The organism is Janthinobacterium sp. CG3 (genome assembly GCF_000344615.1).
Lineage (GTDB): Bacteria > Pseudomonadota > Gammaproteobacteria > Burkholderiales > Burkholderiaceae_D > Janthinobacterium.
The window spans coordinates 5126356-5140050 of sequence record NZ_KB467824.1 but is presented as its reverse complement, the minus strand read 5'-3'; the positions used below and the strand labels follow the sequence as shown (position 1 = coordinate 5140050).

At 60.2% G+C, this 13695-nt stretch carries 14 protein-coding genes; 7 read left to right on the top strand and 7 right to left on the bottom strand.

Going from position 1 to position 13695, the window contains the following annotated elements; genetic code table 11:
* The first annotated feature begins 752 nt into the window (after nucleotides 1-752).
* Both JANGC3_RS0122820 and JANGC3_RS0122815 read left to right on the top strand, forming a co-directional pair.
* Nucleotides 753-1796, top strand: a complete 1044-nt coding sequence (locus JANGC3_RS0122820; protein ID WP_026133378.1) for a porin — start codon at nucleotides 753-755, stop codon at nucleotides 1794-1796.
* Nucleotides 1797-2114: 318 nt separating this feature from the next.
* Nucleotides 2115-3263 carry a branched-chain amino acid ABC transporter substrate-binding protein gene (locus JANGC3_RS0122815; RefSeq protein WP_026133377.1) on the top strand — a complete coding sequence of 383 codons (1149 nt, stop codon included), beginning with the start codon at nucleotides 2115-2117 and terminating at the stop codon, nucleotides 3261-3263.
* A gap of 141 nt (nucleotides 3264-3404) precedes the next feature.
* On the opposite strand, the gene ispH is transcribed toward JANGC3_RS0122815, so the two are convergent.
* Complete coding sequence (gene ispH / locus JANGC3_RS0122810; protein WP_017878806.1) at nucleotides 3405-4352, bottom strand: 4-hydroxy-3-methylbut-2-enyl diphosphate reductase; 948 nt, start codon at nucleotides 4350-4352, stop codon at nucleotides 3405-3407.
* Between the two features lie 32 nt (nucleotides 4353-4384).
* Nucleotides 4385-4840 carry an FKBP-type peptidyl-prolyl cis-trans isomerase gene (locus JANGC3_RS0122805; RefSeq protein WP_017878805.1) on the bottom strand — a complete coding sequence of 152 codons (456 nt, stop codon included), beginning with the start codon at nucleotides 4838-4840 and terminating at the stop codon, nucleotides 4385-4387.
* Between the two features lie 93 nt (nucleotides 4841-4933).
* Between JANGC3_RS0122805 and radC the strand changes: the two genes are divergently transcribed.
* The 4 genes from radC (at nucleotide 4934) to JANGC3_RS0122790 (ending at nucleotide 7140) form a co-directional block, all read left to right on the top strand.
* The gene (gene radC / locus JANGC3_RS0122800) at nucleotides 4934-5608 is read left to right on the top strand and encodes a RadC family protein (RefSeq protein ID WP_017878804.1); all 675 of its coding nucleotides are present in this window, start codon (nucleotides 4934-4936) and stop codon (nucleotides 5606-5608) included.
* A gap of 179 nt (nucleotides 5609-5787) precedes the next feature.
* Entirely contained in the window at nucleotides 5788-6024 is a 237-nt protein-coding gene (gene rpmB, locus JANGC3_RS0122795) for a 50S ribosomal protein L28 (RefSeq protein WP_026637479.1), read from the top strand.
* Nucleotides 6025-6046: 22 nt separating this feature from the next.
* Entirely contained in the window at nucleotides 6047-6214 is a 168-nt protein-coding gene (gene rpmG / locus JANGC3_RS31860) for a 50S ribosomal protein L33 (RefSeq protein ID WP_081611954.1), read from the top strand.
* A gap of 122 nt (nucleotides 6215-6336) precedes the next feature.
* Nucleotides 6337-7140: a hypothetical protein gene (locus tag JANGC3_RS0122790; RefSeq protein WP_157406839.1), complete on the top strand. Its 804-nt coding sequence runs from the start codon at nucleotides 6337-6339 to the stop codon at nucleotides 7138-7140.
* 54 nt (nucleotides 7141-7194) lie between these two features.
* On the opposite strand, the gene JANGC3_RS0122785 is transcribed toward JANGC3_RS0122790, so the two are convergent.
* The 5 genes from JANGC3_RS0122785 to JANGC3_RS0122765 form a co-directional block, all read right to left on the bottom strand.
* Nucleotides 7195-8403: a DesA family fatty acid desaturase gene (locus JANGC3_RS0122785; RefSeq protein WP_017878802.1), complete on the bottom strand. Its 1209-nt coding sequence runs from the start codon at nucleotides 8401-8403 to the stop codon at nucleotides 7195-7197.
* Nucleotides 8404-8531: 128 nt separating this feature from the next.
* The gene (locus JANGC3_RS0122780; protein ID WP_017878801.1) at nucleotides 8532-9887 is read right to left on the bottom strand and encodes a mechanosensitive ion channel family protein; all 1356 of its coding nucleotides are present in this window, start codon (nucleotides 9885-9887) and stop codon (nucleotides 8532-8534) included.
* Nucleotides 9888-10029: 142 nt separating this feature from the next.
* Nucleotides 10030-11349, bottom strand: coding sequence for an RsmB/NOP family class I SAM-dependent RNA methyltransferase (locus JANGC3_RS0122775; RefSeq protein WP_026133376.1), 1320 nt, complete (start codon nucleotides 11347-11349; stop codon nucleotides 10030-10032).
* A gap of 19 nt (nucleotides 11350-11368) precedes the next feature.
* Entirely contained in the window at nucleotides 11369-11977 is a 609-nt protein-coding gene (gene purN / locus JANGC3_RS0122770; protein ID WP_017878799.1) for a phosphoribosylglycinamide formyltransferase, read from the bottom strand.
* 329 nt (nucleotides 11978-12306) lie between these two features.
* Nucleotides 12307-12705, bottom strand: coding sequence for a barstar family protein (locus JANGC3_RS0122765; protein WP_026133375.1), 399 nt, complete (start codon nucleotides 12703-12705; stop codon nucleotides 12307-12309).
* A gap of 441 nt (nucleotides 12706-13146) precedes the next feature.
* Here JANGC3_RS0122765 and JANGC3_RS0122760 point away from each other — a divergent pair, with 441 nt between their 5' ends.
* A complete protein-coding gene (locus JANGC3_RS0122760) occupies nucleotides 13147-13659 on the top strand; it encodes a glycine zipper 2TM domain-containing protein (protein ID WP_017878796.1) in 513 nt (170 codons plus the stop codon).
* The last annotated feature ends 36 nt before the right edge of the window (nucleotides 13660-13695 follow it).

Below are 13695 nucleotides of genomic sequence, written 5' to 3'. Positions count from 1 at the left end.
GCCATATACCATCGTATAGCCCAGGGCGACCAGCGCGTACATGCTGCCCAGCACCAAGCCGTTGATGATTTGTTGGATAAATGTATCCATGTTTTGCCTGCCCTTTATGAGTCGAATTATATTTGCGCAACGAACGCTATCAGAACAAACGACACCCAAAAAAACAACACTTCGGGCGCCCCGCGTGCGTGCTGTGATGACAGCCATAGGCCGCGACTACGCGCTGACATCGGTGACATGTGCTGTTCGTCCCCGTGTGCGGTAGGTGCTTTGCCGTTGCCTGTCGAATACAGTAGCCAAAATGATTAGAAGGCAATCTCTAAAGCGCTGCCATAATAACTAAGAATACGATAAACATCACGGGAATTTAGCGACACTCCAAATAAAATTCTGTTGCTTTTGCGGAAATGTTAGACGAGTGGGTAGAGAGCTGGGTGCCGAGACCCCCGCCCGGGCCAGGAAAGCCGATGGCGACCGTTTTTTATTCGCCGCCGTCAAGATAATAAATGTTGACATAAAAATCATTAAATGCGTCAAATAATTACATTAAAGCAATAATGTGTCGTAAAAATGTCTACAAACTACATTCAATTTCTGATTTCGCATGATTTTTGTATGTTAAGTAAGTAATCTTTGGTCAAATAAGCTCAGCTTCTTGAATCGACAGAACAAGCAGACCTCGACCAGCATACAGCTGAGCCGATTGCAGCATTAAGAAGTTGTACAACATACTCTTTTAGGATGACCCAAAAATGAAAAAAACGCTTCTCGCACTCGCAGTCCTGGCATCGATCGCCGGCGTCGCATCCGCACAATCGTCCGTCACCATCTACGGTGTAGTCGACGCAGGTATTACCCGTGAGACCGGCGCTATTGCCGGCGCCGTCACCAAGCTGTCTACCGGTGTGCAATCGGGCAATCGCCTGGGCTTTAAAGGTACGGAAGATCTGGGCGGCGGTTTGAAGGCGAACTTCCAACTTGAAAACGGTTTCGACCTCGATACCGGCGCGCAACGCCAAGGTGGCCGTCTGTTCGGTCGCCAGGCTTGGGTTGGCCTGTCGGGTGCCTTCGGCGCCGTGAACCTGGGTCGTCAATACAACCCAATCTTCCTGTCGATGGATGCTATCGATCCGTTCGGTACCGGCTTGTCGGGCGCCACCACCAACCTGATGAGCGCTGGCACCGTGCGCGTCGACAACGCCATTACCTACTCGATGCCAGCAATCAACGGCTTCACCGCAACCGCCCTGTTCGGCGCCGGTGAATCGTCGAACGGCAACAAAGTCAACGCCAAAGCCGGCGCCTCGGTTGACTTCAACAAAGGTCCACTGCTGGTCACCGCGGCTTGGAACAAAGTCGCCTCGAATTCAGCCATCGTAGGTTCGAACGGTACCGAAGACATCCTGGTCGGCGCGACCTACAACTTCGGTCCGGTCACCGCGCATGCGGCTTACGAAACCGAAGAAGTCAACGATGGCAAAACGGCCAAGTACCGCGACTTCATGGTTGGCGCTAGCGTACCGGTCGGTCCAGGCAGCTTCCTGGCTTCCTACATCGACAAAAACGACCGCATGGCCAATTCGAAAAAAGGCGCCAAGCAGATCGCCGTCGGTTACCTGTACTCGCTGTCGAAGCGCACCAACCTGTACACCTCGTATGCACGCATCAAAAACGAAGCAGGCGCGCGTAACTACGTGAGCGATGCCTCCAGCGGTGGCGTGGCCGACGCGTCGAAAGAGCAAGCCCTGGGTTCGACCTCGAGCGCGTTCAGCGTCGGTCTCCGTCACAAGTTCTAATCGACGACGGCTATAACAGTATGGTGGTAAAGCGGCGCCCTCGTCCCCCGGATGTTGGCGCCGCTATATAAAATGAGGCATGGAACGGGCCCAGATGCGCTTTTGCGTATTGACACATGGCCCGGCGCTGTGTCATCGTGCTCCGAACCGCAACCAACGCGAATATTCGGCGCTGCGCCATCGAGATAAGATAGCACAACGACAGCATGCGCTTGAGCGGTTTGCGGTACGGCGGATGATAAATAGAGGCTACTCGATTAGCCCGGTAAGAAAAAAATGGCAAGTCCCTGTTTTTTTAAATCCTCTGGAGAAGACCTAATGCAGATCAGTACAAAAATCATGCCACTGGCTGGCGCCATTGCTTTCGCATTCGCCGGTACAGCCGCTGCCCAAGAAGTTGTCAAGATTGGCCACGTTGGCCCGATCTCAGGCGCGATTGCCCACTTGGGCAAAGACAATGAAAACGGCGCACGCATGGCTATCGACGAACTGAACGCCAAGGGCGTGATGATCGGCGGTAAAAAAGTCAAACTGGAACTGCTGACCGAGGATGATGCTGCGGATCCAAAACAAGCCACCGCCGTCGCCCAGAAACTGGTCGATGCAAAAGTACAAGGCGTGATCGGCCACTTGAATTCGGGCACCACGATCCCGGCGTCGAAAATCTACAACGAAGCCGGCATCCCACAAATTTCGCCATCGGCAACCAACCCGAAATACACCCAACAAGGTTTCAAAACCGCCTTCCGCCTGGTCGCCAATGACGGCCAGCTGGGCGGCACGCTGGGTCGCTACGCCGTGCAAATCAACAAGGCCAAGAAAGTGGCCGTGATTGACGACCGCACCGCGTACGGCCAAGGCGTGTCCGAAGAGTTCATCAAAGGCGTGAACAGCAAAAAAGCCGGCACCGAAGTCGTCGGCCGCCAGTACACCACCGACAAGGCGACCGATTTCGGCGCCATCCTGACCGCCATCAAAGCCAAAAACCCGGACGTGATCTTCTTCGGCGGCATGGACGCCGTAGCCGGCCCAATGCTGCGCCAGATGAAACAACTGGGCATCAATGCCAAGCTGATGGGCGGCGACGGCATCTGTACCGAAGCGCTGGCCACCCTGGCGGGCGATGCGATGGCTGACAATCAAGTTGTCTGCGCGGAAGCCGGCGGCGTCGAAGATGCACAAAAATCGACCCTGGACGACTTCAAAGCGGCATACAAGAAAAAATTCGGCGTCGACGTGCAGATCTATGCTCCGTACGTGTACGATTCCGTTATGACCATGGTTGAGGCAATGCAGAAAGCCGGTTCGTCCGATCCTGCCAAGTACCTGCCTTTCCTGGCCAAGACCAAGCGCAAAGGCGTGACCGGCAATATCGCGTTTGACGCCAAAGGCGACATGCTCGAAGGCACCCTGACCTTGTACACCTACAAAGGCGGCAAGCGTTCGCTGCTGGCAGTGACCAAGTAATCATGTAAGCCAGTACGCCGGCTGGTCCGGCGTCGCATCGAATCGATGGCCGCCCTGTTCGCAGGGCCGCCATCGATTTTTCTTTTGGGCCTATACAAAACAACCGCGCGAGGCGGCCGTTCCTTTGTGGCAGGCAGACCGCTACAGCGCGCCGGCCTTGACGCCGTCGAGTCCCCGCGGCATCGGGAACGTCACCGCCTCCTGCACCCCGTCCAGCGCGCGCACGCTGCGCACGCCGCACGCCTTCAAGCGGTCGATCACTGCCTGCACCAGCACCTCCGGCGCCGAGGCGCCGGCCGTGACGCCGATCCTGACCTTGCCTTCAAGCCAGGCCGGATCGATTTGCGCGGCGCTATCGACCATGTAGGCCGGCGCGCCCATCTTCTCGGCCACTTCGCGCAGCCGGTTCGAGTTCGAGCTGTTCGGGCTGCCGACGACGATCACCAGGTCGACCTGCGGCGCCATGAACTTGACGGCCTCCTGGCGGTTGGTGGTGGCGTAGCAGATGTCGCCTTTTTTCGGCTCGGCGATATTCGGGAAGCGCGACTTGAGCGCGGCAATGATGTCGGCCGTGTCGTCGACCGACAAGGTGGTTTGCGACACGTAGGCCAGCATGTCCGGGTTGTCGACGTTTAAGCCGGCGACGTCGGCCAGGGTCTCCACCAGGTGCATGCCGCGCTCGGCCTGGCCCATCGTGCCCTCGACCTCGGGATGGCCGTCGTGGCCGATCATGACGATCTCGCGGCCCTCGCGGCGCATCTTCGCCACTTCGACGTGGACCTTGGTCACCAGCGGGCAGGTGGCGTCGAAAATGCTCAGTCCGCGCGACTCGGCCTCGGCCCGCACCGCCTTCGAGACGCCGTGCGCGGAAAACACCAGTGTGTTGCCGGCCGGGACGTCGTCGAGGTCGTCGATGAAGATCGCGCCCTTGTTGCGCAGGTCGGCCACGACGTAGGCGTTGTGCACGATTTCGTGGCGCACGTAGATCGGCGCGCCGAACTGCTGCAAGGCGCGCTCGACGATTTCAATGGCGCGGTCGACGCCGGCGCAAAAGCCGCGCGGTTGCGCCAGCAGAATTTCTTTGTCCATCGCTCATCCTTTTATCTATGCGGCGCGGCCGCTTACAGCACCGAAATCAGTTGGACTTCAAACGTCAGCGCCTGCCCGGCGAGCGGGTGGTTGAAGTCGAAAATCGCCGAATCGCCCTTCAGTTCGCGCAACACGCCGGCAAAGCGGCCGCCGCCCGGCGCGGCGAAGTCGACCAGGTCGCCGATCTTGTAGTCGGCGCCCGGCACCGAGTTTTCGTCGAGCGTGGCGCGGGTGACCGGCTGTACCAGCTCCGGGTTGCGTTCGCCGAAGGCTTCGGCGGCGGCCAGCTCGAAGCGCTGGTGGCTGCCTTCGGGCAGGCCCATCAGGCAGTCCTCGAGGAAGGGCGCCAGTTGGCCCTGCCCCAGCATCAGGGTGGCCGGATTTCCGTTAAAGGTAGTGACAATATCAGTACCGCCGGCGCTGGCGAGACGATAATGCAAAGTGAGGTAGGCCGATTTGGTGACGACCGCGGTTTCGACGTTGGACATAATATTCAGTTAGCAGGCAAAGCGATATTGTAAGCCACCTTGCCGTCGCCGCCGCGGGCACTGCGCGGACGGCGGCACATTTCGGGGGGAAACATGGGAATTAATCAATGGCCGGCCCACGAACGGCCGCGCGAACGCCTCATCAGCGAGGGCGCGCAGGCGCTGTCGAACGCCGAACTACTGGCGTTGTTCCTGCGCACCGGCGTCAAGGGCAAGAGCGCGGTCGACCTGGCGCGCGACACCGTATTACACTTCGGCTCGCTGGGCGGCCTGTTCGGCGCCAGCCTGAACGACTTTTGCGCCGTGCACGGCCTGGGCGCCGCCAAGTTCGCGCAACTGCAGGCGGTGATGGAGCTGGCGCGCCGCGCCATCGGCGAGCAACTGACGGCCGGCCAGGCCCTCAGCTCGCCGCAGGCGGTGAAGGAGTACCTGCGCCTGATGCTGAGCAACAAATCGCATGAATCGTTCTACGTGTTGTTTTTGGACGTCAAGAACCGCTTGATCGAGGCCAAGGAAATGTTTCGCGGCACCTTGACCCACACCAGCGTCTACCCGCGCGAAGTGGTCAAGGAAGCGCTGGCGCGCAACGCCGCCGGCGTCATGCTGGCCCACAACCATCCATCCGGCACGCCGGAACCCAGCGAGTCCGACCTGCTGCTCACGCGCGCGCTGGTGCAGGCGCTGGCCCTGGTGGACGTGCGCATCCTCGACCATTTCGTCGTGGCCGGCTGCATGGTGCACTCGTTCGCCGAGCACGGCCAGTTGTAGCCGGACGCGGCCGGTAGGCGGGTTTACCGCGCCGCCGCGGGCGTAAACCGCGAAAAACGCAATTGTTAAATTTATTTAAAACAACATGACACAATTGTTTTTCACAAGTCATTGATAATTCTGAGTTTTTTGGCTATACTCTCGTTTTTCCAATTGTGGAAGTCCTTAAGGAGTGCGATATGGCACGTGTTTGCCAAGTCACTGGGAAGAAGCCGATGGTCGGCAACAATGTTTCCCATGCAAACAACAAAACCAAACGTCGTTTTCTGCCTAACTTGCAGAATCGTCGTATTTTTGTTGAATCTGAAAACCGCTGGGTCTCCCTGCGCTTGTCCAACGCCGGTCTGCGCGTCATCGACAAAGTCGGCATCGACGCCGTATTGACCGATATGCGCGCTCGTGGCGAAAAAGTCTAATTAGCAGAATAAGGGAGCTATCATGGCAAAATCAGGCCGCGACAAAATCAAGTTAGAATCGACCGCCGGTACGGGTCACTTCTACACGACTACCAAAAACAAGCGTACCACGCCTGCGAAAATGGAGATCATGAAATTTGATCCTAAAGTTCGCAAGCACGTAACGTACAAAGAAACAAAGATCAAGTAATCCGGTCTCTGTCGCTTTGGGAAAAAGCCGCTCCACGAGCGGCTTTTTTTACGTCCGCGAATCGCCTCCCCGCCTGGGCGGCCGATTTCCTTTTCCCAGCCTTACTGTGAATGGCGCTTTCCATGAAACCAATACGCACCCTTGCCGTGGTCGCCATCTGGGCAAGCGCCGCTTGCACGACCGGAGCCACCGCCTCCGACATGCGGACCGGTAGCGGTAGCGCCGCACGCCTGTTCCAGTTCGAACCCCGCCTGGAGGACGGGCCGGGCGATCTGCACGGCGCTGCGGTGGGCCGCATCAGCGTGCTGCGCGCCGCCGACCGCCGGGTAGTCTATTCCGAGGACACGCCGTTGCAACCAGGTTGTGACGCCATCCCCGCGATGACACTACTGACGCCGCATCTGCTTGCCCTATGCGGCAATTTGGGCGGCCGGCACTACACCTATAAGGTCTTGCGCAGTGCCGGGGCGTCGCTAGACGTTGCCACGCTCGATATGCAGGATGGCAACGAGCCGCTCCATGTGGGCAGCGATGGCCGCGTATTCGGCGTCGTCATGCGGCGCGACGTTTACCCCCAGTTGACGGGGCCGCGCTATTTTCCATTGGTGTACCGCTTGCGGGAGGACGGCGCCAGTTTCGGTTTCCGGCCCGACTTTAGCAGCGCGGCGGCGCCGCTGTATCGGCGCCGCTATCAATTGATGAAACAACATAACAATGCCCAACAAGAGGCAGAGGAAATGCTGGCGATGCTGCTGGCTACCCAGGATCGGGCCTTTGTCTGCCAGGAATTGGCCTATCTGGAGAATATGCTCGTTAAGGGCGGCAAGTTCCAAGACGGGCAAGCGGCGCGCGGTTTCTTGACAGACTGGGCGCAAAAATTACCGGAGGCGGGATATCCCGCGTTCAACGATTTCACTTGTCAATGAGCGTAAAAAAGCCCCGCAAGCGGGGCTTTTTGCTGCTACGCGGACGCGGTGGCGTCAGGAATAGCTGCGCAGACGGAAAGAGAACTCTTGCAGCGACTTGATGCCGGACGCCTCGGCGCGCGCGCACCAGTCTTGCAGCTTGTGCAGCAACTGGTCGCGGGTGAAGTGCGAACGCTCCCAAATTACGCCCAGTTCTACGCGCATGTGGTGCATGGTTTCCAACGCCTTGCTGTGTTGGAACAATTCGCTCAGTTGTTGCTGCTGCGCGCCTTCCAACTTGCCCGGCTCGCGTTGCATCAGCTTACGCGACGATTTCAGGAAACGCGCCTCCAGTTCGGCCTTGCCCTTGAGCACAGCCAATTCTTCCTTCCACGCGTGCTTGATCGACTTGGCGTACTTCGACATGACGTCGTAGCGGTTGGCGATCACCGATTGCAGGGTGTCGAAGTCGGCTTCCATTTTTCCGTGCGCGAACTTCGGTTCCGGCGCGCGCTTCTTCACCTTGGCCAGGCCCATCATTTCCAAGGCGCGGATATAGCCCCAGCCAATATCGATTTCATACCATTTCGACGACAGCTTGGCCGACGTCGCGAAGGTGTGGTGATTGTTGTGCAATTCCTCGCCGCCGATCAGGATACCGAACGGAATGATGTTGGTGGCGGCGTCGGCGCAGTCGTAGTTGCGGTAGCCCCAATAGTGGCCGATGCCGTTGATGATGCCGGCGGCGGTGACGGGAATCCACATCATTTGCACGGCCCACACGGACACGCCGAGCACGCCGAACAGCGCGATGTTAATGAAAAACAAGGCAACCACGCCCTGCCAGCTGAAGCGGGTGTACAGATTGCGTTCGATCCAGTCGTCTGGCGTGCCATGGCCGTACTTCTCGATGGTTTCCATGTTTTTCGACTCGATACGGTACAGCTCGGCACCCTCGAACAGCACTTTCTTGATGCCGCGGGTGACCGGGCTGTGCGGATCTTCCACCGTGTCGCATTTGGCGTGGTGCTTGCGGTGTACGGCGGCCCATTCCTTGGTGACCTGGCCGGTCGTCAGCCACAGCCAGAAACGGAAGAAATGGCTGGGGAGGGCGTGCAGCTCCAACGCGCGGTGGGCCTGGTGGCGGTGCAAATAAATCGTCACGCTGGCGATGGTAATATGGGTTACCGCCAAGGTGTAAAAGAATACTTCCCAGCCCGAAAAGCCGGTGATGCCGTTGGCCAGAAACTCCAGCGTGGCATTTACAACTGAACTTAAAGTCATTACTGCTCCAAAGTGAATGGCGTGTTGACGGTCGCTCCCGCTACGCCAGAGAGGTCCGTTTTTCTCGATTTTGAACGCAATTGTACGCTGCTTTCAGATTTTTCAAGCGAAGCATTGCCGAGATACATCTACCCGGGCACAACGCCGGGGGCGGCGCCCGGCGCGCCGCCCGCTTCGGCGGCGAAAGCGCCGGCGCCGGCCGGCGCGCCGACAATGCGCACCTCGCGCTGCGGAAAGGGCACGGAAACATTGCTGGCCTTCAGCGCGTGCCAGATCGCCCGGTTGACGTCGGAGGTGACGCCGCCGCGGCCGTTCTCGGGGTCGCTGATCCAGAAGCCCACTTGCAGGTCGAGGCCGTCGGCGCCGAAGCGCAACAAGGTCGCCGACGGCGCAGGCTCCGTGGCCACGCGCGCAACGCTGGCGGCGGCGGCGATCAGCATCACCAGCACCGCCTCCAAGTCGGACTCGTAGGCCACCGACACCTGGGTCGAGAGCGCCAAATTGCGGTTTGACAGCGAGGAGTTTTGCACCGCCCCGGCGATGAACATTTCATTGGGCACAATCGACTCGATCCCGTCCAGCCCCTGCAACACCGTGTAGCGGGTGTTGATCTGCGTCACCCGGCCACTGTACTTGTCGACCGTGATCATGTCGCCGATCGACAAGCTGCGGTCGAGCAGGATAATGAAGCCGGACACGTAGTTACTGGCGATCTTCTGCAAACCCAGGCCGAGGCCGACACCAAGCGCGCCGCCGAACACCGACAACACCGTCAGGTCGATGCCCACCAGCGACAGGCTGAGCAGCACCGCCAGCAGGATCAGCACGGCGCGTGCCATGCGCGCCATCACCACCCGCAGCGACGAATGCATGCCCGACAGCTTCATCAAGCGGTCTTCCAGCGTGGCGCCGGCCCACATGGCCAGCATCAGCAACACTGCGACCGAGACGATGGCTTGCAAGATGGTGGCGACCGACACCTTGTGTTTGCCCAGCGGCAGCGTGGTCTGGTCCAGGTACTCGAACAGGTCTGGCCACAGGCCGGTGATGTACAAGGCCACGGCCAGCCACACCAGTAGCGCGAAGACTTTCTCAAACGTCACCAGGGCGGCGCCGACCTGGCCGTGGCGGGCGAAGACCTTGCGCAACATATAGAAGCCGAAACGAATCAAGGCTAGCGAGCTGCACAGCGGCAGCGCGACGCTAAGGGCGTGGACGTGCTGCGATTTGCTCAGGAAATATTGGGCGACGGCCATCAGGCCGGCAATCAGCGCTGGCGTGAGCACGCGCATGAAGCTTTCGATGCCGAAATGTTCGGCGGTGGGCGCCTGCGTGTTGCGCACGAAGGCCGCGCGCAAGCCGTGGGCGAGTGCCCAGCCGAGGATAACGCTGGCGAGAATGGCGCCAATCTGCCACATCATCGCCGGATTGCGCACATCGTCGGCCAAATCGGCGATCAGACTCAGGAGCGGGATTTGGTTCATGTCGTGGGGGAAGTGAACGAAGCCTAAAAAATCAAAAGTGTCAATCTTAGCGCGCCGGCGGCGTAAAACATCAGCCCAAGGCAAACGGCCCTTGGTTTGATGAATGCAACGACGAAGCCGCGGCGCCCTGCCGCGGCCCGCCTTACTCGGCGGCCGCTTCCGCGCCGTCGGCGTCTTCCACCTTGTCGGCGAAGACTTTCTTAGGCATGACTTTGCGCTCGAACACGGCGGCGAAGAAGCCGTCGGTATGGTGGCGGTGCGGCAAGAGTTTCAAGTAGTCGCCCATTTCCAGGTCGATTTTCTGTTCGGCCAAAACCTGCGACATCGGCAACAGGAAGAAGTCCGGGTGGCCCGCCAGGAACTGCTCGGCGATCTGGTCGTTTTCCTCGTTCAAGAAGCTGCAAGTCGCGTACACCAGGCGTCCGCCGCCTTTGACCAGGCGCGCCGCGCCGGCCAGGATGGCGGCCTGCTTTTCCTGCAGTTCGACGATCGATTGCGGCTGTTGGCGCCATTTGACGTCGGGATTGCGGCGCAGGGTGCCCAGGCCGCTGCACGGCGCGTCGACCAGCACGCGGTCGATCTTGCCGGCCAGGCGCTTGATCTTGGCGTCGCGCTCATGCGCGATCTGCACCGGATGCACGTTCGACAGACCGCTGCGGGCCAGGCGCGGCTTCAGCTTGGCCAGGCGTTTTTCCGACACGTCGAAGGCGTACAGCCGGCCGGTGTTGCGCATCAGCGCGCCCAGCGCCAGCGTCTTGCCGCCGGCGCCGGCGCAGAAATCGACCACCATCTCGCCGCGCTTGGCGCCGACGATTTGCGCCAGCACTTGGCTGCCCTCGTCCTGCACCTCGATTGCGCCGCTCTGGAACAAGGGCATGTTTTGCAGCGACGGCTTCTTCAGCACGCGCAAGCCAAGCGGCGCGTACGGCGTCGGCGTGCTCAGCACCGGCGCTTCGGCCAGCGCGACCATCACGTCTTCGCGGTTCGACTTCAGCGAATTGACGCGCAGGTCGAGCGGCGCCGGCGCGTTCAGCGCGTCGGTCAGCAGCATCGTTTCGGCTTCGCCGTACTGGGCGATGAGCTTGTCATACAGCCATTTCGGCATGTTGGCGCGCATCGTCGGCTGCATCAGGTTGCGGTCGATCTGGGTGATGCGTTCCAGCCATTCGGTTTCTTCCTCGGTCAAGCCGCCCAGCGAATCGGCGCCCATCGCCTCGGCCAGGCCGAGGATGGTCAGGCGGCGCATGGTCGGGCCGCTGCCGGCCTCGGCGAAGTCGGTGAAGAAGGATTTGTTGCGCAACACCGCGTAAATGCCTTCGGCGACGGCGCCGCGCTCGCGCGAGCCAAGCCGCGGGTGGTCGCGGAAATAGCGCGACAGGGTGGAGTCGGCTGGCGCCGTGAAACGCAAAATTTCGCGCAAGACTTCTTCGGCGTTGGCCAGAATCGCTGGTGGCAATCTCATAATATTTTCCTGTCTATATTTATTGTGTGTCCACGCGGACAGTGCCCTGCTCGATCGACAGCTTGCCGTCGATGAAGAGGCGGATCGCGCGCGGGTAAAGCAAATGTTCCTGGACCAACACGCGCGCCGACAGCGTGTCGGCGGTGTCGTCCGGCAAAACCGGCACCGTTGCCTGCGCAACCACGGGGCCGTGGTCGAGTTCGGCGGTGACGAAGTGCACCGTCGCCCCGTGCTCGCGCATGCCGCTGGCCAGCGCCTGCTCGTGCGTGGCCAGGCCGGGGAAGTGCGGCAGCAGCGACGGGTGGATGTTCAGCATGCGCCCGGCGTAGTGCTCGACGAAGGGCGCCGTCAAAATCCGCATGAAGCCGGCCAGCACCACCAGGTCGGGGGCGAAGCCGTCGATCGCGGTTTGCAGGGCGGCGTCGAACTCGGCGCGGCTAGCGTAGTCCTTGTTGGCCACGACGGCCGTCGCGATCCCCTTGTCGGCGGCGAAGGCCAGGCCTTTGGCGTCGGCGCGGTTGCTGATGACGGCGGCAATGCGGGCCGGCCATTGCTCGGCCTGGGCCGCGCGGACGACCGCCTCCATATTGCTGCCGCGCCCGGAAATGAGGATAACGATGTTTTTCATCAATTTTGCTCTGAGAGACTTCGCGGTTGAAGGCGAAGAGTGGAAGGAGCCGACTGCGATTAGGCGTCAACCTGGCGCGTAAAAGCGGTGAACGGTGTTGCGTGCCGACCGGGAGAGCGGCGGATCCGGCCTCTGTTGCGCGTGCGCGTCGCCTTTGTGGACAGCCTTCCTGTGCAGCGAAGAAGGCGTCAAACCGCGCATTGTACCTGCTATGGCGGCGCGAACCAAGGAAGCAGCGCAAATTTGTTGCGGCGCAGCACGCGAAAAGCCGGACCGCGTCGGCGTCGGCCGCGTCCGGCGCGGGGCGCGCGCGGGCGGCGCCGCGGCGCCTACTCGAAGGAGTAAAACACGCGGAAGGGAACTTTTTTCTCCATCCAGAAATCGGCCGCGTCGCGGAACACGTCGAGCAGGGTTTCGCGCGCCTCCTTGTCGAATTTCTGCGTGTTGGGCAACTGCTCCAACACCACCAGGAAACCGGTTTGCGGCCCCGCCTTGAACATCGTGTCGGTCAGGCATTCGCGCAGCGCGTCGACATTCTTGGCGAAGTTTTTCGGGAATAAAAACGACTCCGCAATAATGCCGAGCACTTGCTGTTTCGTTACACCGGCCAGGCAATGCGCATATAAAAAGTGCTGCCCGAGACGGACTGCCTCGTCTTGTAATTCGGTCACGCGGAACGCACGAATGGACTGGACAAGGTTGGGCGGCACGGTTATTAACAAACTCATTTTTCCCTCAAATCGACCTGTTATATGGATATGCTGGTGCTGTTTTCCCTATCGACGCACCACTGCAAGCGGGCCAATGCGCGTGCCGTGCTATGCTATGCTTTGTTTTTGCATTGTCAATCTGACGCCATACGCTTATTAGGGTAACGTGTTGTACTAAACGAATCAACCCGAATGTAGCGTCAAACGCAAGATTTGTTACAGACCGCGAATTTTGCCGCGCATTTCCGGTCGATTCGACCGATCGCCGCCACCGTTTCCCTCTTTCCTCCCCCTGCGCGGCGCTCGCCGCGTACGTCGAAGTGCATGTTACAGGCTGCCGGCGGCGGCGCCCCCGCTGTTACAATTTGTTGCCATACGAACCCCTTTTGCGCGCAAAGCGGGATTACCATTGTCTTAGGTTGTTAGAACACCCGACTATCCCCACGAACGAGGTCCCACATGAACTTGCAAGCCAAATTGATTCTGTCCGCCCTGTGTCTTGGCGCCTTGCCCGTCGCGCAGGCTGCCGACTTTGAAGATTTCGGCCGCGTCGTGCGCGTAACGCCGCAAGTTGAACAAGTGAACCGTCCACGGCAGGAATGCCGCACCGAATACGTCCAGGTACAGCAACAACAGCAACAACGCGGCGCCGGCGGCTCCATCATTGGCGGCATTGCCGGCGCCCTGATCGGTAGCCAGGTCGGCGGCGGCCACGGCAAAACCGCCGCCACCGCGGCCGGCGCCATCGCCGGTGCCGTCGCTGGCGACCGCATCGACAACAACGGCTACGGCGGTGGCGGCGTGCAAGAGCAAGCGGTCCAGCAATGTCGCACGGTTGACCACTGGGAATCGCAAAACAACGGCTACCAAGTGACCTACGACTATCGCGGCCGCAACTACACCAGCTTGATGTCGTACGATCCCGGCCAGCGCGTGCGCCTGCGCGTGTCGGTGGAGCCGGCGCAGCAATAAGCGCCCGCCCTCCCCGCGCCACCCCACACAAGCCGG